Source organism: Bradyrhizobium sp. LLZ17 (genome assembly GCF_041200145.1).
GTDB lineage: Bacteria > Pseudomonadota > Alphaproteobacteria > Rhizobiales > Xanthobacteraceae > Bradyrhizobium.
Genome location: NZ_CP165734.1, coordinates 4,170,482 through 4,197,462 on the forward strand (window position 1 = coordinate 4,170,482; position 26,981 = coordinate 4,197,462).

General features: G+C 63.4%; 17 protein-coding genes and 2 pseudogenes. 9 read left to right on the top strand and 10 right to left on the bottom strand.

Annotated features, from left to right (window positions below):
• Nucleotides 1–6 precede the first annotated feature (6 nt).
• The 3 genes from AB8Z38_RS20150 to AB8Z38_RS20160 all read left to right on the top strand — a co-directional run bounded on the left by AB8Z38_RS20150 (nucleotide 7) and on the right by AB8Z38_RS20160 (nucleotide 2,368).
• Nucleotides 7–948: a LysR family transcriptional regulator gene (locus AB8Z38_RS20150; protein WP_369719607.1), complete on the top strand. Its 942-nt coding sequence runs from the start codon at nucleotides 7–9 to the stop codon at nucleotides 946–948.
• Nucleotides 949–1,198: 250 nt separating this feature from the next.
• Nucleotides 1,199–1,657, top strand: coding sequence for an Rrf2 family transcriptional regulator (locus AB8Z38_RS20155; RefSeq protein ID WP_369719608.1), 459 nt, complete (start codon nucleotides 1,199–1,201; stop codon nucleotides 1,655–1,657).
• Nucleotides 1,658–1,684: 27 nt separating this feature from the next.
• Entirely contained in the window at nucleotides 1,685–2,368 is a 684-nt protein-coding gene (locus AB8Z38_RS20160) for a class I SAM-dependent methyltransferase (RefSeq protein WP_369719609.1), read from the top strand.
• Nucleotides 2,369–2,420: 52 nt separating this feature from the next.
• Here the strand turns inward: AB8Z38_RS20160 and styB are convergent, their stop codons facing one another.
• Together styB and styA are read right to left on the bottom strand one after the other, a co-directional pair.
• Nucleotides 2,421–2,906, bottom strand: a complete 486-nt coding sequence (gene styB, locus AB8Z38_RS20165) for a styrene monooxygenase NADH-dependent flavin reductase subunit StyB (RefSeq protein ID WP_369719610.1) — start codon at nucleotides 2,904–2,906, stop codon at nucleotides 2,421–2,423.
• Nucleotides 2,907–2,930: 24 nt separating this feature from the next.
• Complete coding sequence (gene styA / locus AB8Z38_RS20170) at nucleotides 2,931–4,181, bottom strand: styrene monooxygenase subunit StyA (protein ID WP_369719611.1); 1,251 nt, start codon at nucleotides 4,179–4,181, stop codon at nucleotides 2,931–2,933.
• Nucleotides 4,182–4,293: 112 nt separating this feature from the next.
• Between styA and AB8Z38_RS20175 the strand changes: the two genes are divergently transcribed.
• Complete coding sequence (locus tag AB8Z38_RS20175) at nucleotides 4,294–5,223, top strand: LysR substrate-binding domain-containing protein (RefSeq protein WP_369719612.1); 930 nt, start codon at nucleotides 4,294–4,296, stop codon at nucleotides 5,221–5,223.
• A gap of 27 nt (nucleotides 5,224–5,250) precedes the next feature.
• Here AB8Z38_RS20175 and AB8Z38_RS20180 read toward each other — a convergent pair whose 3' ends face one another.
• Nucleotides 5,251–6,078: an outer membrane protein gene (locus tag AB8Z38_RS20180; protein ID WP_369719613.1), complete on the bottom strand. Its 828-nt coding sequence runs from the start codon at nucleotides 6,076–6,078 to the stop codon at nucleotides 5,251–5,253.
• 75 nt (nucleotides 6,079–6,153) lie between these two features.
• Nucleotides 6,154–9,351, bottom strand: coding sequence for an autotransporter domain-containing protein (locus tag AB8Z38_RS20185; RefSeq protein WP_369719614.1), 3,198 nt, complete (start codon nucleotides 9,349–9,351; stop codon nucleotides 6,154–6,156).
• 609 nt (nucleotides 9,352–9,960) lie between these two features.
• Here AB8Z38_RS20185 and AB8Z38_RS20190 point away from each other — a divergent pair.
• The 5 genes and pseudogenes from AB8Z38_RS20190 (at nucleotide 9,961) to AB8Z38_RS20210 (ending at nucleotide 19,578) form a co-directional block, all read left to right on the top strand.
• Complete coding sequence (locus AB8Z38_RS20190; RefSeq protein ID WP_369719615.1) at nucleotides 9,961–10,674, top strand: AraC family transcriptional regulator; 714 nt, start codon at nucleotides 9,961–9,963, stop codon at nucleotides 10,672–10,674.
• Between the two features lie 197 nt (nucleotides 10,675–10,871).
• Nucleotides 10,872–11,837: an AraC family transcriptional regulator gene (locus AB8Z38_RS20195; protein ID WP_369719616.1), complete on the top strand. Its 966-nt coding sequence runs from the start codon at nucleotides 10,872–10,874 to the stop codon at nucleotides 11,835–11,837.
• Nucleotides 11,838–11,909: 72 nt separating this feature from the next.
• Nucleotides 11,910–12,931, top strand: a pseudogene (locus AB8Z38_RS20200) (LLM class flavin-dependent oxidoreductase).
• A gap of 531 nt (nucleotides 12,932–13,462) precedes the next feature.
• Entirely contained in the window at nucleotides 13,463–16,831 is a 3,369-nt protein-coding gene (locus AB8Z38_RS20205; RefSeq protein WP_369719617.1) for an AAA family ATPase, read from the top strand.
• Nucleotides 16,832–16,947: 116 nt separating this feature from the next.
• Nucleotides 16,948–19,578 (top strand): PAS domain S-box protein, encoded by a 2,631-nt coding sequence (locus AB8Z38_RS20210; RefSeq protein WP_369719618.1) that lies wholly within the window; start codon nucleotides 16,948–16,950, stop codon nucleotides 19,576–19,578.
• A gap of 42 nt (nucleotides 19,579–19,620) precedes the next feature.
• Here AB8Z38_RS20210 and AB8Z38_RS20215 read toward each other — a convergent pair.
• The 6 genes and pseudogenes from AB8Z38_RS20215 to AB8Z38_RS20240 all read right to left on the bottom strand — a co-directional run bounded on the left by AB8Z38_RS20215 (nucleotide 19,621) and on the right by AB8Z38_RS20240 (nucleotide 26,906).
• Nucleotides 19,621–21,166: pseudogene (locus tag AB8Z38_RS20215) on the bottom strand (alpha-N-arabinofuranosidase).
• Nucleotides 21,163–21,975 (bottom strand): ABC transporter ATP-binding protein, encoded by an 813-nt coding sequence (locus AB8Z38_RS20220; protein WP_369719619.1) that lies wholly within the window; start codon nucleotides 21,973–21,975, stop codon nucleotides 21,163–21,165. The pseudogene AB8Z38_RS20215 and the gene AB8Z38_RS20220 overlap by 4 nt, the downstream one beginning before the upstream one ends.
• Before the next feature lie 56 nt (nucleotides 21,976–22,031).
• Nucleotides 22,032–23,063, bottom strand: a complete 1,032-nt coding sequence (locus AB8Z38_RS20225; protein WP_369726552.1) for an ABC transporter ATP-binding protein — start codon at nucleotides 23,061–23,063, stop codon at nucleotides 22,032–22,034.
• Entirely contained in the window at nucleotides 23,063–23,926 is an 864-nt protein-coding gene (locus tag AB8Z38_RS20230) for an ABC transporter permease (protein WP_369719620.1), read from the bottom strand. Before AB8Z38_RS20230 ends, AB8Z38_RS20225 begins: the two co-directional genes overlap by 1 nt.
• Nucleotides 23,926–24,930, bottom strand: a complete 1,005-nt coding sequence (locus AB8Z38_RS20235) for an ABC transporter permease (protein ID WP_369719621.1) — start codon at nucleotides 24,928–24,930, stop codon at nucleotides 23,926–23,928. Before AB8Z38_RS20235 ends, AB8Z38_RS20230 begins: the two co-directional genes overlap by 1 nt.
• A 74-nt stretch (nucleotides 24,931–25,004) precedes the next feature.
• Entirely contained in the window at nucleotides 25,005–26,906 is a 1,902-nt protein-coding gene (locus AB8Z38_RS20240; protein ID WP_369719622.1) for an ABC transporter substrate-binding protein, read from the bottom strand.
• Between the last annotated feature and the right edge of the window lie 75 nt (nucleotides 26,907–26,981).

The window sequence follows — 26,981 nt, forward strand, 5'->3', positions numbered from 1 at the left end:
TTGCCCATGCAGTGGGACGACCGCATCGGCCGACGCCTACGTCTCAAGGATCTGCATACGCTGCAGACCGTCGCAGAGGTCGGCAGCATGGCCAAGGCGTCTCGCCGTCTCGGGTTGTCGCAGCCGGCGATCTCCAAAGCCATCACCGATATGGAGCATGCCGTCGGAGCTGCGCTGCTGGATCGCACTTCGCGCGGAGTTGAACTGACTGATTGCGGTCGCCTTCTTGTCGCTCGCGCGCGCGTCGTTTTCGACGAAATAAAGCTAGGTGTTACCGACATTGTGCAAAGGTCAGATCCGGCGCAAGGGCTCGTTGCGATCGGCACAACCGAGCCGGTCACCGCCATCGTTACAGAAATCATCGGACATCTCGTCCGCAGATATCCAGGCATCAGGTATCATATCACGATAGGTGATCGGGATGCGCTGGAGCATGCTCTGCGGCAGCGAATGCTTGATCTGGCCATAACGCGCTGGGCGCCGTTGCCGGTCGCCGATGATTTGTCCGCGGAGGTGCTGTTTAGATCCTCCCTTGCGGTGATGGCGGAGCGACGGCATCCGCTCCTGCGATCGAGAAAGAAGTTGAAGCTCGCAGAACTTATGCAAGAGCAATGGACGCTCTCGCCGCCCGATTCTTTTTTGGGGCGTACCGGCGTCGAGCTATTTCGGCGACATAACCTGCCGCTTCCGCCAACGACCGTCACCACGATTTCAATCTACATGCGGTTGAATCTGTTGGCGAGCAGCCGGTTTATAACCCTATTGCCGATGCAGATACTCAGAATGCGATCGAGTAGCGCATGGCTGCGCGCGCTGAACGTCGATCTTGGCGATACTTCCGCCCCGATAGCCTCAATCACCTTGAAGGGACGACGGGCCGGAGGTGCCGTCAAATTATTCCAAGAGGCCAGCCGGGAGGTCTGCAAGGCGCTGGTTGGAGTGAGTTGATTGGTCCGAGCGGACTGTTCATAAGCGGACCTGACGAATTTATGAGGACGAGTTTATGAGTACGCGCCCTAGCTTGAGGCGTCACGGCTTCGTCAATCCTCGAACGCGCCATGAGCCGTCGCAAAACCCTCACCGCTCCACCGGCACCCCCGCCCCTCGGTGATACCGGCTGGAAAAGAACACCAGCGGCGTTGTATCCCCATAGTCGCCAGTGGGTTGACGTTCAGCATCATGTAACATATAAAGTTACATGAAACGAGACAGCCGACTGTCTGGCGTGCTCCACGTCCTGCTGCACATGGCGCAGCGGCCGGGCCCCTTTACGTCCGAGACCCTGGCGAAGGCCATGGAGACGAACCCCGTGGTGATCCGGCGCATCATGGCGGGCTTGCGGGATCTCGATTACGTCCGCTCCGAGAAGGGGCACGGCGGCGGCTGGACGCTGGCCTGCGATCTCTCGAAGGTGACGCTGCGCGACATTTACGCCGCGTTGGGCAGTCCACCGCTACTGGCCATGGGCAACCGGACGGAGGCGCCGGGCTGTCTGGTTGAGCGGGCCGTCAACGCCGCGCTTGATCAGGCCTTTCACGACGCAGAGGCGCTGCTGCTGTCGCGCCTCGGTAAGGTCACGCTGGCGATGCTGGGCGACGATCTGCGCAAGCGCCTCGGGACCCGAAAGACCGGCGACATTGTCGCGCATCACGTGTGATCGGCTCCATTCAGAAATGGCGATATCATGACCAGCATTCACAACGCGTTCTCCGATCCGCAAGCGGTGGCGAGCTACACAGATGGGCCGCCCCGCTTCGTTCCCGGCTATAGCGCCATGCTGGCCATGGCTGCGATTGTTCTCGCCGAACGCGTTCCCGAGAATGCGCGGGTGCTCGTGCTCGGTGCAGGCGGCGGCCTGGAGTTGAAGGCGTTTGCGCATGCGCATGCAGGATGGAGCTTCGATGGCGTGGATCCTTCGGCGGCAATGCTCAGCCTCGCAAGGCAAACGCTGGGATCGCTCGCGGCCCGAGCGCGTCTTCATCAAGGCTATATCGACGATGCCCCGGAGGGGCCATTCGATGGCGCCACTTGCCTGTTGACGCTGCACTTCGTTGACGTCGAGGAGCGGCGCCGCATCGCGTCGGAAGTCCGCCGCCGCCTCAAGCCGCGCGCGCCGTTCGTGGTGGCCCATTTGAGCGCTCCCGACGGCGAACAGGAACGCCCGCTGTGGCTATCGCGGTACTCCGCGTTCCTGGCGGCATCGGGTGTCGAGCCCGACAAGGCGGCGGCCGCGCGGGACGCCGTCACCAAACATCTGGAAATTCTCGCGCCCGCCCAGGATGAAGCGATTTTGCGCGAGGCAGGCTTCTCCGACCCAACCCTGTTCTACACCGGGCTCGCCTTCCGCGGCTGGGTGGCCTACGCCTGAGGCGCCTCGGCTTGGCCATCACTCGAACGCGCCATGAGCCGTCGCAAAACTCTCACCTTTCCACCGGCACCCCCGCCCCGCGATGATACCGGCTGGAAAAGAACACCAGCGGCGTGGTGTCGCGGTGGTCGCAGGTCGAGACTTCGGCGATGATCAGCGTGTGGTCGCTGACATCGACGTACTGGATGACCTCGCAGGCGAAATAGGCGAGGCATCCCTGAAGGCGCGGCAGGCCGTCGACGATTTCGCAATCCGGAGTGGCGCCGGTGTTCGGCTGGCTTGCGAAATGCCGCGACAGCTCCCGGCCATGGTCCGGCAGGACGTTGACGCAATAGCGTCCTGTCGCCGAGATCGCGCGGTGCACCCGTCCCGGCTTCACCGAGACCAGCACGGTCGGCGGCGACAGGCTGACGGTGACAAAGCTGTTTGCAGTCATGCCGCAGACGCGGCCGTGCTCGTCCAGCGCGGTCAGCACCGTGACCCCGGTCGCAAACCGCGACGCAGCTTCGCGAAACGACGCCGGACTGGCGCGCTGCATCTCAATCTCCGCTCGCATCGGACCTCACGCAATGGCTCTGACGGGTTCTGATGACACCGACATGCGTTCGATCCAGGCCTGGATGCGCTGCGGCGTGGAGATGCGGTCCCACTGCCGGTCCGGATAATTGAAATTCTCGGTGAACTCGTTCGCCAGCGCCGGGTTCTGGCTCATCGCGCCGATCAGCATGCCCAGCGCTTGCGTGGGCGGCTGCAGCATCACATTGGTCCAGCGCGAGGCCGCCAGCACACGATCCTGCCGTTTCAAATCGATCTTCTCGCACAGCCGCGCATCAAGCACATCGGCATTGACGATCTCCTCGCCGAGCACGAAGGCCGCATAGGAGGCGACGTTGGCGCCCTGGCCCATGATGGGATCGACGATCGCGTGAACGTCGCCGAGCGCGATCGCGCATTTGCCGTCGTCGAATTCGACCACCGTATTGCGCACCGTCGGGACCACACCGCCTTGCAGCAGATCCTGCGGCTGGGCGAGATCGAAGCGTGCCGTGTCGATCCGATCGTAGGTCGTGGGATGATGCTTCTCGAGCTTGCCCAGCAGCACCTTCAGAAAGTGCTTCGGGTTGTCGTCGTAGCTGAGCGTCGCCAATTCCTCCATGTCGCCGCCCGGCAAATTCTCCATCAGCAGCGCGCTGGCGATGCCGCCGAAGGTGATGGTCGGGATCACGATCATCTCGCCGTGCCCGGGGGAGACCGAGAGCGTGACATTCATCGGATCGGGCTGCCGCACGCCGGTGTAGAGCCCGACGCAGAGTCTGCGTTGCGGCTGCGAATAGGGCGTGTGCTCCGGACGGTAGGTGAAGAACTGGCCCAGTGGCCCCTTGCCGGTCGAGACGACCAACAGGTCGAAACGCGCGAGCAGCGGACGGATGTCGCGCTCTTCGATGCGGCGATATTCGATCCGGCCGCCGCGGCTGGTGAAATCCTGCATTAGCGCGGGAAGATAGATCCTGTAGTCGACGGCGCGGCTCGGCTTCGAGAAGTCGCCGCGAAAGCGCAGCGGCTGCGGGAAATTGAAGACGTGATCGTGGTAATAATAATGGTCCTTCGGATCGGTCCAGTGATTGACGCCGAGATCGTCCTCGCGTGCGATGGTGACGTGATGATGCGCGACGGTGTTGAGCAGCCGGATATTCCGATAGTCCTCCGGCGGCCGATCCGTAATGATCGTGGCATCCACGCCATGCTTCTGCAAATAGAGCGCGAGATGCAGACCTGCGATTCCTGCGCCGACAATTCCGATCCTGCGTGTCACGTCCTGGCCTCCCCGATGTTCTGATTTGCTTGTTTTGACGCAGCCTAGCGAGGCACCGGCTTGCCCACTACGGAATAGATGGCATATAATTTATTCCGGATAGGAATAGATCATGGACCGGATCGATTGCCTGCGCGCGTTCGTGCGCACCCTCGAGGGCGGCAGCTTCTCGGCTGCGGCCAAGGAACTCGGGATCGGCCAGCCCGCCATCAGCAAGCGCATCGCAATGCTGGAGAGCGAGTTCGGCACGCAGCTGTTCTTGCGCACGACGCGCACGCTGAAGCCGACAGCCGAGGCGCACCGGATCTACGATCTCGCGCGCCAGATCCTCGATCGCTTCGACATGGCGCGGTCGAGCGTCGAAAAGGCGGCGCCGCGCCCCACGGGCACGCTCCGCATCGGCGTGCCGTCGTCGTTCGGACGGCGCTACATGATGCCGGTCATCGCCGAATATGTGCGCAATTATCCGGAGGTTCGGGTCGACATCCGGTTCAGCGAGCGGCTTGTCAATCTGGTGCAAGAAGGCATCGAGCTTGCGCTGAGGATTGGAGATCTGGAGGCGAGCACGCTGGTGGCGCGCCGGCTCGGCACCGTGCAGCGCTATCTGGTTGCGACACCCGGCTATCTGCACGGTCGCCCGATGCCGCGGACGCCGGATGACCTCAGCTCACACCAATGCATCGTCTATTGGCGGATGTCACCGGCCCATCAATGGGCCTTCGAATCCGAGCATGGCCGCCACGTCGCATCGATCAACGGACCCATTCATGTCGACGATGCCGATGCGATGCAGGAGGCGACGATGCATCATCTCGGCATCGCCATCCTGCCGGAGTGGAATGCCGCGAACGGGCTTCGCAGCGGCGAGCTCGAGCATCTGCTTCCGGACTACGCCATCGCAGCGCTACCCCTGCATGCGGTCTATCCGGAGACGCACTGGATGTCGCTTCGTGCGCGAAGCTTTCTGGATCTGCTGGTCGAACGCGCCGAGCACTTTGCTGGTGGCTCGTTTCAAAGTCCCGGCATTGGTACAGGCAACTGACGCGACGCCCGCGCGAACCCCGGGGCATCAATACCTCGCGACCACCGGTCCGGGCGCGAACTGGTAGTTGAAGCCGGCGCGCAGGATGTGATCGTGGAACTTGACCGCGGTCTCGTTGGCTGTGCCACCGAAGTAAGTCGCCGAGCCCAGATCCAAATAGAGATACTCGAGCTTGGCTGACCAGTTGCGGTTGAATTTCTTTTCGATGCCGGCACCGGCGGTCCAGCCCAGGCGAGTCTGGCTCTCCGAGACCGCCGCACCGGTCCGGGTCACCGGCGCTCCGACGGGCGCGTTGCCGCCATCGAACAGCTGCGCGGTCAGCGTGGCCTGCGTTCCGAACTTGACCTCTCCGACCGCGAGCCCCCCGGTCGCATAGAGCAGCAGGCTGGGATCGGCCAAAACTCCGGCGCGACCGCGGAACGTTGCAAACCACGGAAAATCGGTGGTGCTGCTGGCAGTGCCGGTCACGCCGATCGAACCGATCCTAAGCGCCGTCAGCGCGTCGATCGAACGGCCGCGCTCGCCGGTGGCCTGAAGATCGGCCTCGACACCCAGGACCCATTTCGGATCGACCTGCCAGTTGTAGCCGATCTGACCGCCGCCAAGCCCGCCATCGACGTTCTGCCCGATGCCCACCGCGAACGGCGTGGTCGGCAAGACCGTCGCGTTGGAACGGCCCCAGCTATAGCCGCCGTTCAACCCCGCATAAAACCCGGTCCAATCGTAGCCGGGATCGACCATCGGCGGCGCCTTCACATAGGGCCGTGGCACGTTGGTCCCTGGCGCCAGGTCGGCAGCCGTCGCGCCGGTTGCGAGCAGCGACACCGCAGCCATTCCAATCACGATCCGATTCATCAAATCCTCCTCAGCACCAAATCCTGAAAGCAATTACTCCGCACGCTGGCGATCGAATGCACGCCACCGTGCACGTCACCACTGATAGCGCGCGATTCCCTTGCCCGCGTAGCTGCGGGTGACGCTGGAGAACTCGCCCTCGAACGTCGCCGCCGCAGACCAGCCGTTCAGCCATTTCAGCTCGGCCGCGCCCGTGAGCAGCGCGGCATTGTGCGCCTGCGCCGCGCCGTTCACGACGAAGCTCGCGCCCGGCAGGGTCTGGAACGTGGCCGAGATCGCGCGATCCGGATTGACATCGTGCGCCCACGCCGCGCGGCCGCGCAGCGTGAGGAGCGCCGTCTCCAGCGCATAGGAGCGATCGGCGCGCAGGCCGAGTTCGCCGCGCGCAGCGGTGACGTCCCTGCCGGCATAGTTCAGCGCGAAAGTGTTGGCGCCCGAGATCGCCTGCTCGCCATAGCGCGGCAGGTACAGCGTGGTGAACTGCGCCGCGGCGTAGGGCGTGATGCCCATCCAGGGCGTGGCATAGCGGTAACCGCCTTCGAGACGGCCCGACAGCGCGTTGGCATCGAACCGGGCGCGCAGATGATCGACGCCCGCGATGGTCACCGTGCGATCCGTCGTCACGTCCTGCCAGCCATAGGCGAGCGCACCGGCAACATAGGCGTTGCCCATGGTGTGGCGTGCGTACACGCCGGCCTGGAACAGGTCGGAGCTGCCGCTGCCGAGCCCATTGGCAACGCCAAAGCTGGTGCCGCCGCCGCCGAGTGCAAACCCGACCAGGGTGTTCGGCGATAGCTGATAGTCGGCGCCGGCGGCCACGCCGGCGATGCGGCTGGTCGTGGTGTTCGAACCGATCACCGCGTTGCCGTCGGTGGTCTGCGCACCGCCATAGCCGGCCGCCCACACGCTCCAGCGCTGCGCGAACGTCTCCCCGGCGCGCGCCTTGTCGATCGCCGCATAGGCGTCGCGACCGGCGTTGGTGCGCGTGGCGGCGCCGCCCTCGGCATAGTGCGACACACCGCCCGCCGGCGCGCCGCTATCGTTGCGGCCGCCAAAGAACGGATCGAGCATCGCATTGAGGAACTGGCCCATGGCATTGAAGGTGCCTTGCTGCGCGCCGGTTGCGACTTCGCCGGAGGCCTGCGTCAGCCCGTTGAGGAGGTTCTGGCCGGTTGCGTTGAACAGCTTATTGAAGCCTGATGTCATCGAGCCGCCCGCGAGCAGCGCGTTGTCGATCCCTGCGGCCACGTTCTTCTGGTTGATGTTGGCGAAGCCGGGCAGCGATGGCGACAGCAAGCCGGGGTCGAGCGTCAGCAGCTCGTTGTTGCCCGACTGGGTCACCCGCGCGTTGCGGGCGTCGGCCGGATTGCTGATCGAGATCGAACTGAACGTTCCGGTCGTGTTCGACGACGTCGCGATGACGTAGGTGGTGGTTGTCGCGACGCGGCCGGTCATGTTCACCACAAGCGTGCCGGCGAGCTGCGCCGAGCCGCTCACCACGGTCTTGCTCGCGGATGCGCCAGAGACTTCGACCATGTAGGTCGCGGCCGTGGTCAGCACGAGATTGCCCGCTACAGTGAGCGTGCCGATCGAATTGTTGCCCGGCGCCAGGATGCCGCCGTTGACCGTGGTGTCGCCGACGATGCCGGTGCCGCCCAGCGTGCCGCCGGTATTCACGCTCGTGGTGGAGCTCGCGATCGTGCCGTTCACCCACAGCGAACCGCCGGAAATCGTGGTCGGCCCGGTATAGGTGTCGTTGCCGGTGAGGATGGTGGTGCCCGACAATTGGCTGACGGCGCCGTTGCCGACGATATCAGGCGAGAACAGATAATTCGACGAGGTGTGATTGAAATTGATGGCGCCGGTGCCGGCGCCGAACTGGACGGTCGCTGCCGTCAGCGAACCCGGCGCTACCGCCACGGATCCCGGCGCCGCGCCGATGTTGAGATTACCGATCGAGCCGGCCAGCCTGGCGATCCAGAGCTGCCCATTGGCGGAAACGGTGCCGCCATTGGCGATCGTCAGCGAGCCTGTGCCTTGGTCACCGATCGAGATGTTCACCAAATTGGTCCAGGACGAACCCGCGCCATCGACGGTGACGCTGCCGTTTGAACCGCTGCCCTGTCCGATTCCCATGTTGATGTTGGTCAAGCTGCCGCCGTGCATAATCGCAAGCGAGCCGAGCGTGTTCATGCCGACAAAGAGCGTATTGACTGTCCATGACGAGCCAATCCCGTCGATTACGGCCGATCCGCCGCTGCCGCCGATTGTGCCGCCAATCGCAGCAGCGGCAGAGACGACTGTGCCGCCGTTGGTGATCGTCAGTGTTCCCCTGCCGGAGTACCCGAGGAAGAACGCGTTGGCGGTCATCCAACTCGACCCCACACCGTCGACCACAACCGAACCGGTCGCGCCTACCGCCGTGCCGACGAACCCGTTGACGTCAGCGACGGCCCCGCCATTGGTGATCGTGAGTGTTCCGTTTCCGGCTCCGCCGATTGTCAGATTGGCGTTCGACGTCAAGCCCAGACTCGAGCCTGCCCCATCGACCAGAACGCGGCCTGATGCGCCGATGCTATTTCCGATATTGATAGCGCCCGTGCTCGTCACGAGCCCGCCATTCGTGATCGTCAGCGCGCCGGTGCCGGCGTTACCCACGGTCAGGACGCCGGTGTTGATCCAGGTCGATCCCGCGCCATCCACTGAGGCAGTGCCGCTCGAACCGCCATAATAACCAAGGTAAGCGCCGCCGCTGCTGCTGACCTGACCGCCGTTCGAAACCGTCAGCTGGCCGATCCCATCCATGCCGGCGGCCAGCGTTCCCGCACTCAGGGCTGAACCGACGCCATCCACCGTGATGGCACCGTGGATGCCCGTCGCGGAGCCTATCTCGGTGGTCGTCGCGCTGAGCGAGCCGCCCTGTAGCACCTGCAAGGTGCCGCCAACGCCCAGTCCGACGACGAGGCTTGCCGCCGCCGCCGCTCCGCCATTGATGACCGCCGCGTTGGGTGACGTCGTGTCGATCGTGACCGCATCGGCCGCGTTCGGCACGCCCGACGGATTCCAGTTGCCGTTGATGAACCAGTCGCTCGAAACAGTGCCGATCCAGACCGGAGTGCCGGCACGTGCCGGGCTGATCAGCACCGGCGACACCGCCGTCAACGCGGTCGAGCCTATCAGCAACGCCGTCAACGACGCCGCGCGTGACGCAAAGCGGCCTCGCACGGGACCGAGCTGCGTAGCCGCGTCGCGGTTGAATGAAAGATGCGGCATGCATGACCTCGCACAAATCGACTATCGATCCCGCGCGAACGTCCCGGCCAGTTGGCGGGATTGAATCGCACGGAAACGTCGCGTGGCATCAATGAGGTATGCGGCGTTTTCTGTCTTGGAACGCAGCGCCATTCGCTTCACTCGCAGCGCCTTGCGAACGTAACGGCGGCGTTGTGATGCAGAACGGCCACGGGCAGAAGCGCCGTGAAAAGCAGCATCCAGCTGCGCTTTCGAATGGCACTTGTCCAATTGGACTCCAGCGCCAATCGTCGAGATTGAGGCGCTATCCCCTCGCGCCGGCCTTTCGATTCGGCGATCTCCCGCTATGGTGGGCCACCGCAATTGAAGGGGCCATCATGGATCAGGCGGGCGCGCCGAACGTCTTCGTCAACCGTTACACGGGTCCACCAAGCGGACGCGACTACGAGCGGTGGCGCGAGGAAATGTACCGGTGCACGCTAAGGGTCGACGTCCAGCCCGGTGCCGGCGACAGCATCGATTGCAAAATGCAGGTCAGCCTGCTGGGCGGCATCCTGTTGGGCACCACTGTCGGAACATCGGCTGAATTCTCGCGCACCCCCCGAAATTCTCAAGGACGGCTACGACGGAATGTGCCTCGTCATCGCCTCGTCCGGTCCCGTGCTCATATCGCACGAGCAACATTCGATCGAACTGGCGCAATCGCAAATGTGCCTCGGCGACATGAGTGTGCTCTGCGGCACGCGCATGAGCAGCGATTGCGAGGTCAAGACCATACGCATCCCGCGATCGCTGCTGCTGACGATCTGCCCCAGGGCCGAGGATCGGCTGGCTCTGGCCCTTGTCGACCAAGCTCCGATACGCGAAGCGATCGCCCGCTACCACAGCCTGGCCGCCAGCCTTGGTCCGTACACCGACGTGGTCGGCCAGCACCTGATAGCGCAGCACATGGTCGATCTGATCGGGCTGTTGCTGGGGACGGACCGCGACCGCGCAGAGCTGGCGAACAGCCGAGGCCATGCCGCCGCGCGGCTCGAGCTGATGCGCGCCGACGTCGTTGCCAATCTGAGCCGGGATAACCTCACGATCTATTCGGTCGCGCAGAAGGCCGGCCTCAGTCCGCGCCACGCGCAACGGATGTTCGAACAGACCGGCACCACGTTCACCGAATTCCTGCTCGAGCAGCGTCTGCTGCTGGTGCGCGGGCTGCTGCTCGATCCGCTCAACCGCTGGCGCAAGGTCAGCGACCTCGCGCATTCGGCCGGATTCTCCGACGTGTCCTACTTCAATCGCGTGTTTCGGCGGCGGTTCGGGGTCACGCCGTCCGACATGCGCAGCGATTGAGGGCGGGACGATGGCCGAACGCTGCTGCTGCTTTGCCTTCGGCGACGCCGAATCGACGCCACGAACCGCAGGTGATGCCGGCGCGGTGCGATTGGACTCCAGCACCAATCGTGTAGAGTGAGGCGCCAGCCACTCGCCCGGCCTCTCGCTGAGGCAATCTCCGACTATTGTGGGCTGTCGCAGGCGAAGGAAGCTTGATGCAACAAACCGACGCGCCGAATTTCATCGCCACCGGTTACTCGGGCCCGCCGCACGGACCCGATTACGAGAGGTGGCGCGAGGAATTGTGCCGGTGCACTTTCCGGGTCGACGTCCAGCCTGGCGCCGGCGACAGCATCGACTGCCAATTGGAGGCCAGCCTGCTGGGCGACATCATGATGGCCGTCGCCAGCGGATCGTCGGCTGAAATCTCGCGCACGCGCGAAACGCTGAAGGATGGCTACGACGGCCTGTCCCTCGTCATCGCCACCTCCGGCCCCATACTCCTACGGCATGAAGAGCAGTCGATCGAACTGGCGGAATCGCAAATGGGTCTCGGCGACATGGGCGTGCTGTGTGGCACGCGCGTGAGCAGCGGTTGCGAGGCCAGGGCCATTCGCATCCCGCGATCCCTGCTGCTGACGATCTGCCCCAGGGCCGAGGACCGGCTGGGCATGGTTCTCGGCGGTCAGGCGCCGATACGAGAAGCGATCGCGCGCTACCACGCGCTCGCCGCCAATGCTGGCCCGCACACGGATGTGGTCGGCCAGCACCTGATGGCGCAACACATGGTCGATCTGATCGGGCTGTTGCTGGGGACGGACGCCGACCGCACGGAATTGGCGAACAGCAGAGGGCATTCCGCCGCGCGGCTCGACCTCATGCGCGCCGACGTCGTCGCCAATCTGAGCCAGGGTGATCTGACGATCTATTCGGTCGCCCGTAAGGCCGGTCTCAGTCCGCGCCACGCGCAACGGATGTTCGAACAGACCGGGACCACGTTCACCGAATTCCTGCTCGAGCAACGCCTGCTGCTGGTGCGCAGGCTGCTGCTCGATCCGCTCAACCGATGGCGCAAGGTCAGCGACCTCGCTCATTCGGCCGGATTTCCCGACGTGTCCTATTTCAACCGTGTATTCCGGCGGCGGTTCGGCGTCACGCCCTCCGACATGCGCGGGGGTTGAGGGCGGGGCGCGAGTCATCGGCAATTGCGCGATGCTCTCGCAAACCGTGCCGATCGTCACTAGATTGCCCCCATGAAAAAGATCGGATTCCCTCGTTCGGGCACTGGACGCCCTCGCCGCAATCACAGACCCGCTCGGCCGCGGACACGCTGCTGCAATCGATCGAGCTTGCGGTCGCAGCCGAACAGCTGGGGTTGGACGGCGCCTATTTCCGCGTGCATCATTTCGCGCGGCAGCTCGCCTCGCCCTTTCCGCTGCTGGCCGTCGTCGGCGCCAAGACCAGCAAGATCGAGATCGGCACGGCGGTGATCGACATGCGCTACGAGAACCCGCTCTACATGGCGGAGGACGCCGGCAGCGCCGATCTCATCGCCGGCGGCCGGCTGCAGCTCGGCATCAGCCGTGGCTCGCCCGAGCAGGTGATCGACGGCTGGCGCTATTTTGGCTACCAGCCGGCCGAGGGCGCGAGCGACGCCGACATGGGCCGGCGTCACGCCGAGGTCTTTCTCGACATCCTGCGCGGCGAGGGTTTTGCAAAACCCAATCCGCAGCCGATGTTTCCGAACCCGCCGGGGCTGCTGCGGCTCGAGCCGCATTCCGAAGGCCTGCGCGAACGGATCTGGTGGGGCGCCGGCTCGAACGCGACTGCGGTGTGGGCCGCCGAGCACGGCATGAATCTGCAGAGCTCGACGCTGAAGAACGACGAGACCGGCGAAGCTTTCCACGTGCAGCAGGCCGCGCAAATCCGCGCCTATCGCGCCGCGTGGAAGGAAAGTGGCCACACCCGCGAGCCCCGCGTGTCCGTCAGCCGCAGCATCTTCGCGCTGATCGACGATCGCGACCGCGCCTATTTCGGCGGCGAGCGCGGCGGCGACGACCAGATCGGCTTCATCGATCCGCGCACGCGCGCGATCTTCGGACGGAGCTACGCCGCCGAGCCGGACGCGCTGGTCGAGCAGCTACGGCAGGACGAGGCGATCGCGGAGGCCGACACCTTGCTGCTGACCATCCCCAACCAGCTCGGCGTCGACTATTGCGCCCATGCGATCGAGGCGATCTTGACGCACGTCGCGCCGGCGCTGGGCTGGCGATGAGAGGCTTTCACGGCGAGCGGACCTCCAAGCAAAAGTTGTGCTCCTCCTTAAGTTGCCATCTCGTACGACAGCAGACCTCTGCTGCATGCCGCGATGCGACATTCCGTCCGTCCGCACCAACCTGGTTCGCTGATCGCGCGAACGGCGGCACGTTGACGGGATTGGCGCAAATGATACGATTCCAACGCGTCGGGTAGCCGGTCGACGAGGCGCCGAATGAAGGCGCCAGGGCCCGCCGCATCTTGTCAAGCCTATCACTTGCGTCTCGCCTTATGCGTCTTGCACACGCGAGGCGGAAACAGGCATCGATATGGCCGCCGCCTTCGCGGGGCTTAAGGGGGATGCAGCGGAGTACCGGGCGAGCCCACTTCGGCTCAGACCCCCGGCACGTCCGCGGCACGGGCTGCCGACATGAACCTTTCGTCGTTTATGGGTCCTGGCTGGGCTCCCGGTCCGCAGGTTCTCTGCGACGAGGAAGGAATTCTCCTGTGCCGAACGTCCCGCGAACCCATCGACGGAGAGCAACGCGTTGTGCTGGCCGTCGTCCCGGCGGCGGAACATTCAACACCGCAATGCCTTGATCGCCTCGCGCACGAATTTGCGCTGAAGGATGAACTGGACAGTTCCTGGGCTGCCAAGCCGCTGGAGCTTGTGCAGGATCGCAGCCGCAGCATCCTTGTCCTCGAAGATCCCGGTGGCGAGCCGCTGAGCTGGCTGATCGGCACCCCCATGGAGACGGGGAGCTTCCTGCGCATCGCCATCCAGATCGCCGCCACCCTGAGCAAGGTCCATCAGCGTGGCCTGGTGCACAAGGATATCAAACCAGCAAATATCCTGGTGAGCCAGAGCAACGGCAACGTGCATCTCACCGGCTTCGGCTTCGCCTCGCGCCGTCCGCGCGAACGGCAGTCCCTGGCCCTGCCGGAGTCGATCGCCGGCACATTCGCCTACATGTCGCCCGAGCAGACCGGCCGGATGAACCGCTCGATCGATTCCCGAAGCGACCTGTATTCGCTCGGGGTCACGCTCTATCAGATGGCCACCGGCTCGCTTCCATTCGCCGCGTCCGACCCTATGGAGTGGGTGCACTGCCACGTCGCAAGAGAGCCGGAGCCGCCGGGCAAGCGATGCGGCGACGTGCCCCCGGCGGTTTCCGATATCGTCATGAAGCTGCTCTCCAAGATGGCCGAGGAGCGCTACCAGACCGCAGCCGGCGCCCAGAGGGACCTCCAGCACTGCCTTGCGCAGTGGGAGCTTCGGCATCGTATCGACAACTTCGCCCTGGGCGAGCACGACACGCCCGACCGGCTCCTCGTTCCCGAGAAATTATACGGACGAACGCAAGAGCTCGAGCTGCTGCTCGCCTCCTTTGCGCGCATCATCGAGAACGGTGCCCCCGAGTTGGCGCTGGTGTCGGGATATTCGGGGATCGGCAAATCGTCTGTCGTGAACGAGCTCCACAAGGTGCTGGTGCCTTCGGGTGGATTGTTTGCATCGGGCAAGTTTGACCAGCACAAGCGCGACGTGCCCTACGCAACGCTCGCCAAGGCATTCCAGAGCCTCATTCGGCCCCTTCTGGGCAAGAGCGAGACCGAGCTAAGCCAGTGGCGAAATGATCTCCTCAGCGCGATCGGTCCAAACGGGCAGCTCGTTGTCGAGTTGATCCCGGAGCTGAAGGCCATCGTCGGCGAACAGCAGCCCGTTCCCGAGCTCCCGCTGCAGCAAGCGCAAAGCCGCTTTCACCGCGTGTTCGAGCAATTCATCGGGCTGTTTGCCCGGCCCGAACATCCGCTGGTGCTGTTTCTCGACGACCTGCAATGGGTCGATATGGCGACGTTCGAGCTGCTCGAGGATCTCTTGTCCCGGCCGAGCCTGAAGCACCTGATGCTGATCGGTGCTTATCGGGACAACGAAGTTGGCGCCACTCACCCGGTGATGCGCATGCGCGAGGCCGTCAAGGCACCGGGTGGACGGATCGTCGAGATCACGCTCGCGCCGCTCGGCCGCAGGCATCTCCGCCAGTTGCTTGCAGACGCGCTTCGTTGCGAACAGACGCATGCGGCGCCGCTGGCGCAGCTGGTCCATGACAAAACCGGCGGCAATCCGCTGTTTGCCATCCAGTTCATGTTTTCGCTTGTCGACGAAGGGCTGCTCGCGTTCGACCATGACGCGACGCAGTGGCGCTGGGATCTCGATCGCATCCACGCCAAGCGATACACGGACAATGTCGTCGATCTCATGCTCGGCAACCTCACCCGGCTCCCCGTCGCAACGCGCGCGGCCCTAAGCCAGATGGCCTGCCTCGGAAACACGGCCGAAATCGCTGTGATTTCGATCGTCCTCGGCGCGTCCGATGACCGGGTCCATGCGGACCTGTGGCCCGCCGTCCGTCAGGAATTCGTCGAGCCCCACGCCGGCGGCTATCGATTTGTCCATGACCGATTCCAGGAGGCGGCTTACGCGCTGATCGCGGAGGGAGAACGGGCCGCGGCTCATTTGCGTATCGGTAGACTGTTCCTGGCGCGGACCTCGCCAGAGGCAGTCGAGGAAAACGTCTTCGAGATCGTGAGCCAGCTCAACCGCGGGGCGGCCCTGATCACGGCGACTGAGGAGCGCGTGAGGGTGGCGGAGCTGAACCTGCTGGCCGGCTGGCGCGCCAAGGCAGCGACCGACTTTGCCAGTGCGCTCGTCCACTTCAGCTCTGGAGAAGAGATGCTGGCGGAGGACCGATGGGAGCAGCACCACGCCCTCAGCTTCGCCCTGGCGCTCCAGCGGGCGGAATGCGAATTCGTCGCGGGCGAGCCGACAATTGCGAAAGTGCGGCTTGCCTGGCTCGCGAACCATGCCGCCACTCTGCCCGAGCTCGCCGCCGTCACCCGGCTGCGCATGGAGCCAAGCGATCGCGACGTCGAGGTTGGGCTCGGCTATTTGCGTCGCGTCGGCATCGTATGGTCGGCGCATCCCACATCGGAGGAAGTCGGCCAGGAATACGAGCGGATGTGGCGACAGATCGGCGAGCGTCCGGTCGAGGCCCTGCTCGACCTGCCCGAGATGACCGACCCGATCGCGCGCGGAACGATGGACGTTCTCACGGTCCTTGTCTCACCGGCCTGGTACATCGACGAGAGACTGCGCCGCCTGATCATCGGGCGCATGGCCAATCTGAGCATGGAATACGGCAATTCCGATGCCTCCTGCCTCGCCTATGTCGTGCTTGGCAACGTGCTTGGCCCCGACTTCGGCGACTACGCCGCCGGGTATCGCTTCGCCCGGCTCGGCCTGGATCTGGTCGAACGACAGGGGCTGGACCGGTTCAAGGCCCGCGTCTATCTCGGCTTCGGCAGCTGGACGCGCAACGTGAGGACCGGCCGCCCGTGGCTCCGGCGGGCGTTTGACGCAGCCCAGCAGGCCGGCGACATCAACTACGCGAGCTTTACCCGGCATCATCTGCTGACGCACCTTCTCGCCTGCGGCGATCCACTCTCCGAGGTGCAGCGCGAGGCAGAGGCCGGGCTGGATTTCGCGCGCCAGGCGCGCGTTGAGCTCGCCGCCGACCGTATCGCCGGGCAGCTACAACTGGTCCGGACGCTGCGCGGTCTCACCATCCAGTTCGGCTGTTTCGATGATGCCGCGTTCAACGAGGCGGAGTTTGAACATCGTCTCGAGGCGGATCCGCGGCTTGAACAAGCGGGATTCTGGTACTGGGTCCGCAAGCTGCAGGCGCGCGTCCTCGCCGACAACCGCGGTGCGATCGCGGCGGCCGCGAAAGCCGACCAGCTGCTGTGGACGTCGAAGGCGCTGTTCGATCGCGTCGAGTTTCACTTCTACGCAGCCCTGGCGCTCGCCGCATCGGGCGAGATGCCAGTCGCCGGGGAAGCAGGGGGCAGGCTCATACGCTGAGCAGTCACTACCGCCAGCTTCGGCATTGGGCCGAGATTTCTCCTGAAGACTTTGCCGACCGTGCTGATCTCATTGCCGCGGAGATCGCGCGGATCGAAGGTCGCGAGCTCGATGCGATGCGCCTCTATGACCAGGCGATTGCTTCGGCGCGCACGAACGGCTTCCCTCAAAATGAGGCGATCGCCAACGAAATTGCCGGGCGTTTCTATGCCACGCGCGGCTTCGAGAAGATCGCCTATGCCTATCTGCGCGATGCCCAATCCGGATTTCTCCGCTGGGGAGCGGCGGCCAAGGTCACGCAGCTCGAACGTTTCTATCCTCGTCTCCACGTCGCGGACGACAGCGGTTCCGCCACCAGACCGACCGTCCAGCAAATGGACGTCGCCACGGTCGTGAAGGCGTCTCAGGCGGTATCCAGCGAAATCGAGTTGCCAAAGCTCATCGAGACATTGATGAAGATCGCGCTGCAGAACGCAGGCGCCGATCGCGGCCTGCTGATCCTGTCGCGACACGATGACTTCTGGATCGAGGCGGAGGGCCATTCGAAGGGCGGCGAGTTTGCCGTCGCTATGCGACACAGCCCGCTGTCCACGCCGCACTGTCCAGAGACATTGGTGCGTTACGTCATTCGTTCGCAGAAACCCCTTATCATCGACGATGCCACCCGGCCTGATCCGCTTTACAGCGGAGACTACCTGCATCACCGGCATCCCAAATCGATCCTCTGCCTGCCGCTGATCAAGCAGGGCAAGCTGACAGGATTGCTTTATCTCGAGAACACCCTGACCACGCATGCGTTCACGCCGAACCGTGTCGCAGTGCTGGACCTGTTGGCAGCTCAGGCCGCGATTTCGCTCGAGAACACGCTGCTCTACCGTGATCTCCAGGAACGCGAGGCTCGCATCCGTCGGCTCGTCGACTCCAACATCATCGGAATATTGTTCTGGAGCAGCGGCGGCGACATCAGCTACGCCAATGACGCCTTCCTGGGCATGACCGGATACTCCAGGCAGGAGCTGATTTCGGGAGCGATCCGCTGGAGGGACATGACTCCCGCCGAATACCGTGACGAGGACACGCAACGAATCGAACATCTCCGGCTCTCGGGGCAGACTGCACCTCGCGAGAAAGAGTTCGTCAGGAAGGACGGCAGCCGCGTTCCTGTCCTGATCGGCTCGGCCTCGATCACTGGGTCGCCCGACCAATGCATCTCGTTCGTGCTCGATCTCACCGCGCGCAAGCAGGCCGAAGAGAAGTACCGCCTGCTGATGGAGCAGGCGCGCGACGCGATTCTGGTGCTCGACCAGAACGGGCTGGTGATCGAGGCAAACCGCACGGCCGAAACCATGCTCGGCCAGCCGCGAGACCAGATCATCCGGATCCCGTTCCGGTCCGTCCTGGATCCCGCGGGGCTGATCGACTTCGACGGCCTGCTCGCGCCCGGTTCAGCCGGCCTGCTTCAACTGCGTCTGGATGGCCCGGACGGGAAAGGCCTCGACGCGGAGCTGTCCGCCGCCCACGTGTCGACCGGGGGCCAAGACCTGATCATCGTCATCGGCCGAGATATCACCCATCGCCTGCGCCTGGAGCAGCAGCTTCGCCAATCGCAAAAGATGGATGCTATCGGCCAGCTCACCGGTGGGGTGGCCCACGATTTCAACAACATCCTGACCGTCATCACGGGGACCATACAGATCCTGATCGATGGTCTTGCCGATCAGCCCGACCTCGTCGCGATCGGCCACATGATCGACAAGGCCGCCAGTCGCGGCGCTGATCTCACCCAGCAATTGCTGGCGTTCGCCCGCAAGCAGCCGCTGCAGCCACGCGACGTTGACGTCAGCAGCCTCATTGTCGAGACCGCCAAGCTGCTGCGCCCGACGCTCGGCGAGCATGTCGAGATCGGTTCGACGCTGCAAGCCGACGGCTGGCACGCGTTGATCGATCCAAGTCAGCTTTCGACCGCTTTGATCAACCTGGCGGTGAATGCCCGCGACGCAATGGCGGGCGGAGGCAAGCTCTCCTTCGGGACCGCGAATGTAACCTTCGAAGCGGACAATCCCGGCCCGGACGGAATGCTCGGCGACTTCGTCCTGGTCACCGTCAGCGATACCGGCGGCGGCATTCCGCTGGCTATCCGTGACAAGATATTCGAGCCCTTCTTCACCACCAAGGAGCTTGGCAAGGGCACGGGCCTCGGATTGAGCATGGTCTACGGCTTCATCAAGCAATCCGGCGGTCACATCAGGATCGACAGCGAGCAAGGACTGGGAACCACGGTCAGCCTGTATCTGCCGCGCTCTGCGCGGGCCGCAGCGGTTTCAGAGACTGCGACGAGAACGCAGTTACTGGGTGGCAGCGAGACCATTCTCGTTGTCGAGGACGACGAGCTGGTGCGCAATTACGTCTTGGCGCAGCTCAAGAGCTTTGGCTATCGTACGATTGCCGCGGCCAATGGTCCCGACGCGCTCGTTCTGGTGAACCAGGGCACAGCGTTTGACCTGCTGTTTACCGACGTTGTCATGCCCGGCGGGATGAACGGGCGCGAACTTGCGGAGATCGTCACCCGGCTGCGCCCGAATGTGCCTGTGCTCTACATGTCCGGATATCCGGAAGCCGCCATGATGCATGACGGTCGGCTGGACCCCGACATCACCTTGCTCAGCAAGCCCTATCGGCCGGCAGATTTGGCGCGTTCAATTCGTCAGGTGCTTGATTCCCGGACAATTCGCGACGGCACGAGTTGATGCATCACGGTCAACATTCGTTTGCCGCAGTCGCCGCGATCCCTAGTTCGCCGCCAAATGGATCACATTCCAGGAGGCCGGCTTGAGCGTGGCCTGCAAGCGTCCGTCTTCGAACGTCACGCTCTGCAGCGGGCCTGGCTTGATCTTGTGCGGCGCATCCTTGTCATTGATTGCGTTGAGGTCATCATGCCGCAGTTCAAGCCGCTCGCTCACCATGAGCCGACCGAAACTTCTGGCCTCGACACTCACCTCCATCTCCTGCTTCAGATCCCGGTTGAGCAGGAACAGCGACAGGCCGCCGTCTTCTGTCGCCACCGCCGCCATCTTGAGATAGCTCACGTTTGGCACTGGAAAGGTCTGCTCCTGGGTACCGCGGGGATCGTAGTAGGACGTGTCGTAGCTCTCCGACTCCACCTGCGCACGCAAGACGCTGCCGCGGCCGAAGCGGCTCATGTGAGCGAAAGGAAAAAAAGATGGTCTGTCGCCACGCACCTCCACCCGTCTCGGTCATGATGGGCGCGATTGCGTTGACGAGTTGCGCAAGACAGGCAACCTTGACCCGATCGGCATGATTGAGCAGTGAAATGCAGGCGCCGCCGAACGCGAGCGCATCTTCCATCGTATAGATTTCCTCGAGGATCGGCGGTGCCACCGGCCAGCCCTCCTTCACCCTGTCGCCACGGCTGCGCCGGGTCCGATACCAGACGTTCCATTCATCGAAGCTCAACATCAGGCGCTTGTCGGAACGCCGTTTGGCCGCAACCGCATCGGCTAGCGCCACGACCTCGTCGATGAATCTGTCCATCAGGTCGGCGCTCGCCAGAAACGATGCCGTGTCCCGTCGGTAGTTGTTGAGATAGGTATGCAGCGAAATGTAATCGACATGATCGAAGCTGAGATCGAGCACCGTGTCTTCCCACCGGCCATAGCTCGGCATGGTGCGCCCTGACGAACCGCACGCCGCAAGCTCGATCCTCGAATCCACCCAGCGCATCATCTTCGCGGCTTCGGCCGCCACGGCACCGTAAGCGGCGGCGCTCTTGTTTTCCATCTGCCAGGAGCCATCCATCTCATTGCCGAGGCACCACAGCTTGATGTCGTGGGGCTTGTCCCAGCCATGCGTGCGGCGAAGCTCCGACCAGGCCGTTCCGCCCGGGTGGTTGCAGTATTCGACCAGGTTGCGCGCCGCATCGGCGTCGCGGGTGCCGAGGTTGACCGCCATCATCGGCTCGACGGCGGCGGCCCTGCACCAGTCGATGAATTCATTGGTGCCGAAACTGTTCGGTTCAGTGGAGAGCCATGCCAGGTCCAGGCGCGCCGGCCTCGCTGCCAACGGGCCGACGCCGTCCTCCCAATTATATCCCGACACGAAATTGCCGCCGGGATATCGGATCAGCGTCGGGCCAAGCTCTTTCACCAACGCCAGCACGTCGGTCCGAAAACCCTTCTCGTCCGCAGTCGGATGGCCGGGCTCATAGATGCCGCCATAGACGCATCGGCCCAAATGTTCGACGAACGCACCGAACAGACGAGGATCGGTGCGACCAATGGCAAAGTCGCGGTCGATCAGAACTCTGGCTTTCCTCATGTTCTTCTCTCGGGTGCCGCGGGGCTGATGGAATCGTAGATGCCGGGAGATGCGCCACGGGCAGCATCGGCGACGTCAGGTACTAGCACGGCGTCGCGCAATTGGCGGGTATAGGAATGCCGCGGCGCGTTCAACACAGTCCTCGCGTCGCCGCTTTCGACGATGCGACCCTCCTGCATGATCATGATCCGGTCGCTAACATAATAGGCCGTGGCGAGATCATGGGTGACATAGATGATCGAGATGCCAAGGTCGTCCCGCAACGTCCTGAACAGATTGACGATGGACACGCGCAGCGACGCATCGATCATGGATACCGGCTCATCCGCCACGAGCAGCTTGGGTTCGGCCAGCAGTGCGCGGGCGATTGCAACCCTTTGCAGCTGGCCGCCGGACAGCTCGTGCGGGTATCGATGGCGCACCTGCTCGAGCGACAGCCCGACCTTGTGCAACGCCGCATCGACGGCGGCCTCAATTGTGCCCTGCCCCGCCGCGCCGGAAAACCGGCTACGCGTCACAAACAGATAACGGTCGAGCCGCTTCAGCGGGTTAAAGGAGTCAAACGGATTCTGGAAAATCGGCTGCACCTTGTGCATGAAGGCCAGGCGAGCGGCGCTGCCGGTGATGGCAGCGAGGTCGATGCCATCGAGCAACAACTTTCCGCTGGTCGGGGCTTCGATGTTCAAGATCATCCGCGCCAGCGTCGTCTTCCCGCCGCCGGATCCGCCGATGACCGACAGTATCTCCGGACGTCCGGCGACAAGCTGGAAGCTGACCTGGTTTACAGCAGCAACAGTCTGCCGCGACAATAGCCCTCCCCGGACGAAGGTCTTGCTGACCTCGCAAACGTCAAGGAGCAAATCGTTCATGCCTGAATGCCTCGCTCGACCGCAAAGCACGCGACCCGATGTCCGTTGTCGGCCTCCAGCATGGCCGGGACCTCGCGCCTGCAAATTTCGGTTGCGAGTGGGCAGCGGGGATGAAAGCGGCAGCCGGGAGGCGGGTCGGCGAGATTCGGCGGGGAGCCGACAAGCCCCGCGCGCGGCGCGTCGTCGCCGATGCGCGGAAGGCTGGAAATCAGATGCCTGGTGTAAGGGTGCAATGGATTGCGGAAAATCTCCGCGGTTGCGGCTTCTTCGACAAGACGCCCGGCATACATGATGCCGAGGCGGTCCGTCACATGCGCATGCACGCCCATGTCATGGGTCACGAGCAGGATCGACGAGCCGGTCTCCCGCTGAATGCCGCGCATCATGCCGAGCACTTCTTTCTGCACCAATACATCCAGTGCGGTCGTGGGTTCGTCGGCGATGATGAAATCAGGACGGCAAATCGTAGCGAGCGCAAGCGTGGCGCGTTGACGCATGCCCCCGGACAGCTCGTGCGGAAAGGCCGTCAGCACCGAAGGCTCGAGCCGCACGCGCGCCAGATGAGCGATCACCTGCTGCTCAAACTGCTTCCGGTGACCGCCGATATGCGGATATGCGAAATCGAGGAACGCCGATTCGACACGGCGGACCGGGTTCAGAACACTCATGGATCCTTGCACGATATAGGACAAATGCCGCCAGCGGATCCGAGCCAGCTCAGCCGGCGGCGCGCGGTGCAGTCCGCCAAAGCCGGGGAGAAATGCAAAATCCACCGTGCCGCCCACGATCTCGAGCGGGGGCCTGATCACACCCGCGATGCTCTTGATCAAGGTGGTCTTTCCGGAACTGGATTCCCCGGCAAGCCCAAAGATCTCACCGCGGCGAACAGTGAAGCTCACTCCGTCGACCGCTCTGACGCCGCGCCTGAGGCCGAGATGCGTGGTCCGGTAATGGGCCTGCAGGTCGCGAACCCTGAGGATCGGCTGAACGTCTCCGGGGGTCTCTGCCTGCTGAACGTTGGCGTGCATCAGGAGGCATCTCCGGTTGTCCAGAGGCGGCTTCGTGGGTCGATGTAGGCGCTCGCCGACACCGCGAGCAGGAACAGCCCGATAAACGCCATCACCACCGTCAGCGTCGGGAAGGCGATCCACCACCAGACTCCCGCCACCATTGCGGCGTGCTGGTTGGCCCAATAGATCATGCCACCGATGGTCGGCGTGTCGATGTCGGTGAAGCCGAGCACGGCGAGCGTGACCTCCAGCCCGATCGACCATACCATGTTGTTCATCGTCGTAGAGAACACGATCGGCAGGACGTAGGGCAGATGCTCCTCGGTCAGGATCTGTCGCGTACTCATCCCGGAGAACAGGCACGTCTGGGTGAATTCGCGCGCCCTCAGGCTCATCACCACCGAACGGATCAGCCGCGCGTCATAGGCCCAGCCGAAACAGGCCATGATCAGAGCCAGCATCAGCCAGGAGATCTGGTCGCGCATCACGAAATAGAACAGCACCAGGATCGGCAACAGTGGAATGACGATCAACGTGTCGTTGACCGACATCAGGGCGCGATCGATCCAGCCACCTTTGTAGCCGCTGATGAGACCGACCGTCAGCGCGATCACCCGGCTGGTCAGGGCCACGGTGCATCCGAACAGCAGCGTGTTTCGGATGGCGAAGCTCAATTGCCAGAACACATCCTGGCCACGCGAGGTGGTGCCGAACCAATAGGTCGCTGACGGCGGCAGATCGGGCGGGACCACATAGACGATCTCCGGCGGATAGGGCGAGATGCTGGCTAGCATGGCGAGCAACAGAACGAGGGCGATCAGCACGGCCCCGATCCGGAATTCAGGGCTGTGGCGCAGCAGGTTGCGGAGAAGAACGGCCATCAGCTGATCTTCACCCTGGGATCGAGCAGCGGATACATGAGATCGATGACGAGCACGCCGACCGACACGCCAAGGATCGAGATCGTCGTAACACCAAGGACAAGCCCGTAATCTCCGGCATAGACGGCGTCGACCAGGAGCGATCCCAAACCGGGATAGCCGAACACTTTTTCGGTGATCACGGCGCCGTTGAAGATTCCACCGAGCGACATGGCAAGCCCGGTTACCTGCGGCACGATGGCGTTACGTATCACGTAGAAGGTCAGGATGCGCCAGGGCTTCACGCCGGCAAGTTCGGCGTACAGCACGAACTCTTCCGCCAGGACATTGGATACAAGTGCGCGCATGCCCAGGAACCAGCTCCCCACACCGATCAGGATCAGCGAGAGCGCCGGCAGAATCGCGTGCTGAAGCACGCTGAGAACGAATTCGAGCGTCCATGTCTGAGGGAGATTCATCGTCGAACCGCCGGTGATCGGAAGCACCGGCCAGACGAAGCCAAACACGATCAGCAGCAGCATCGCCACGATGTAATATGGGATCGGGTGGAGGCCCATGGCGATCACCCCCATCAGCTTCAGACCTCGGTTCTGCCGGTAGTAGCCCGCAAGTCCGCCCAGCAGATTTCCGAGCCCCCAGGCGACAATGGTCGAAACCGAAAGGAGACCCACGGTCCACGGCAGCGCGCGGCCGATCAGTGTGGCAACGGGTGTCGGAAACGCCGACATCGAGGGACCGAAGTCCGCGCGAAGGATTCGTTTCCAGAACAGAAGGTACTGCTCGGAAGGCGTGCCGCTGAGACCGTAGAGGTCGCGCAGCGAGTTGCGCATCTGCTCGATTGCCCCCGGCGCGGTGTTGCCGTAGGAGCTCACCGCCGAAATCGACTGCTCGACGGGATCGATGGGTGAAGCATGGGTGATGACATACGCAACATTGATGCCGATGAAGACAACCAACAGAAACTGCCCGACACGCCGGCCGACATAGGCGGCGTAGCCGCTCATGGAAGCACCGGGGACGCCGGACGACATCGTTCAGGCAAGCCCCGGCGATGCGGTCGCGTTTGCATGATCGCGTCCTAACTGGCCGGCTTCAGCCTGACGAACATGTAGCGCGAGTTGCCCCAGTTCGGCACGGGGTTGGTATAGGGATTCTCCGAGGTCGGAAATCCGGTCCAGTAGGTCTGATCCATAGCGGTGAACACGTTGTAGGCCATCAGCGGAATGGTCGGCATCTCCTTCACGGCGAGCTTGACGTACTCCTTGCCGAGCTCGATCGATTTTGGATCATCGAATCCGATAGTGCGGATCTCCTCGATGATCTTGTCGAGCGCGGGATTGGACCAGCGCTGCCAGTTGCGGAGCGGCTGCGGCTTGCCCGGCGCGGCGACAAACTCCGAATGCCAGCTGTCGAGGAAATAGGACAGGTCCTGGTTGCCGCCCCAGGTCTCGACGCTCCAGCCGATGAACGTGTCGAAATCGCCCGCGGCCCGCCGCGTGGGCAGCGTCCCCTGTGCGACATCGATTTTGGCATCGATGCCCGCCTGCTTCCAGAGCTGCACGATCATCGTGCCGGCGCGGGTCATCACCGGGCGCAAATCGCCTTCGACCATGACACGGACGCTGAACGGCTTTCCGTCCGGCGTCATCCAGGCGCCGCCTCGCTTGGTGAATCCGGCTTTCTCGAGAAGCTCCTGCGCGGCGCGCGGATCGGTTTTCCACCAGCCCCTGCCGAACGCCTTGGCGATCTCGGCAGGATCGGACGGAATCTGCTCGCCCATGGAAGGTCGCAACATGTCGGCAATCTGTTTGCCGATCGTCGGGTCATAAGGCCTGATCTTGCGCTTGCCGGTATCGATCTCGAATGTCTTGAGCCAGTCCTCCATCGGTCCATGATAGGTCGCCGGATGGGTTCCGGTCGGCGGCACCCCGATCGCAGAGATGGTGGCGGCGCCGCGATAGGCCGCCATCGCCACCGCCTTGATGTCGATCAACAGCGCCAGCGCCCATCGCACATCCGGATTCTTGAAGTTTTCATTCTGGGTGTTGAAGATCACAGCTGGAAGCGTCGGATCGGGGTGACCGTAGGGAAAGCCCTTGAACCATGCCCGCGTCGTCTTGCTCTGCTTGGCGAGGGCAAACATGCCCTCGGGCGCGATGTCGTGAATCACGTCGAGCTCGTGGTTGAGCTGGGCGATCACCCGCTTTTCGGGCGGTCCAGGATCGACATAGGCGAGATATTTCGGACCTGGTTTGCCAAACCGCGCAAGCGTGGTGCGCTGCCAATCGTCGCGGAGTTGCCAAATGTACCACTTGCCGTCCGGATCGTAGCTATGCAGCACATAGGCGCCGAGCGAGATCGGCTTGTTGAAGTCGAACTTGACCGGATCCGCCACCTTGTCGAACACGTGTTTGGGCAGGATCCACACCGCACCCCAGCGCACGGTGAAGTTGGCATGGAAGCGTGAATTCGGTTTCTTGAGCTTGAAGATCACGGTGTGAGCATCGGGAGCGCTCACCGACGCAACGTTGCTCGCCAGCACCGCACTGAAGCGCATCGCCGGATGGTTGATCTGTGTCGTGACCGTCGAGACGACATCGTCGGCGGTGAATTCGACGCCGTCGCTCCAGAAGATGCCGCTGCGGAGCTTGACTGTCATTTCGGTGAAGTCGGCATTGTAGTGTGGCTTCTCCGCTGCCAGCGAATTATCCCAGACCCCGTCGATGCCGCTCTCGGGATCGATGTACCAGAGCGTGTCGAGGGCGACCTGCTGGAGTCCGTTGGACTGCGATCCGGCATTGATGGTCCAGATGTTGAACCAGCCTGCGTTCTTCACCGTCCCTTCGGGGTTTTCCAGGATCAGCAGATCCTTCCTCGGAATGTCTTGCGGAATACCCTGCGCCAGGCCTGGCGTCGCGAAAAGCAACGGCAGCCAGGCGACCGCACACGCAACCGCCAGCAACATACGACTGCAGCGCATCATGCCCTCCCGGTGCGGCTCTTCTCGGGCTGTATTTGCCGGGATGCTAGAGGCACCGGAGTCGATGAACAACAC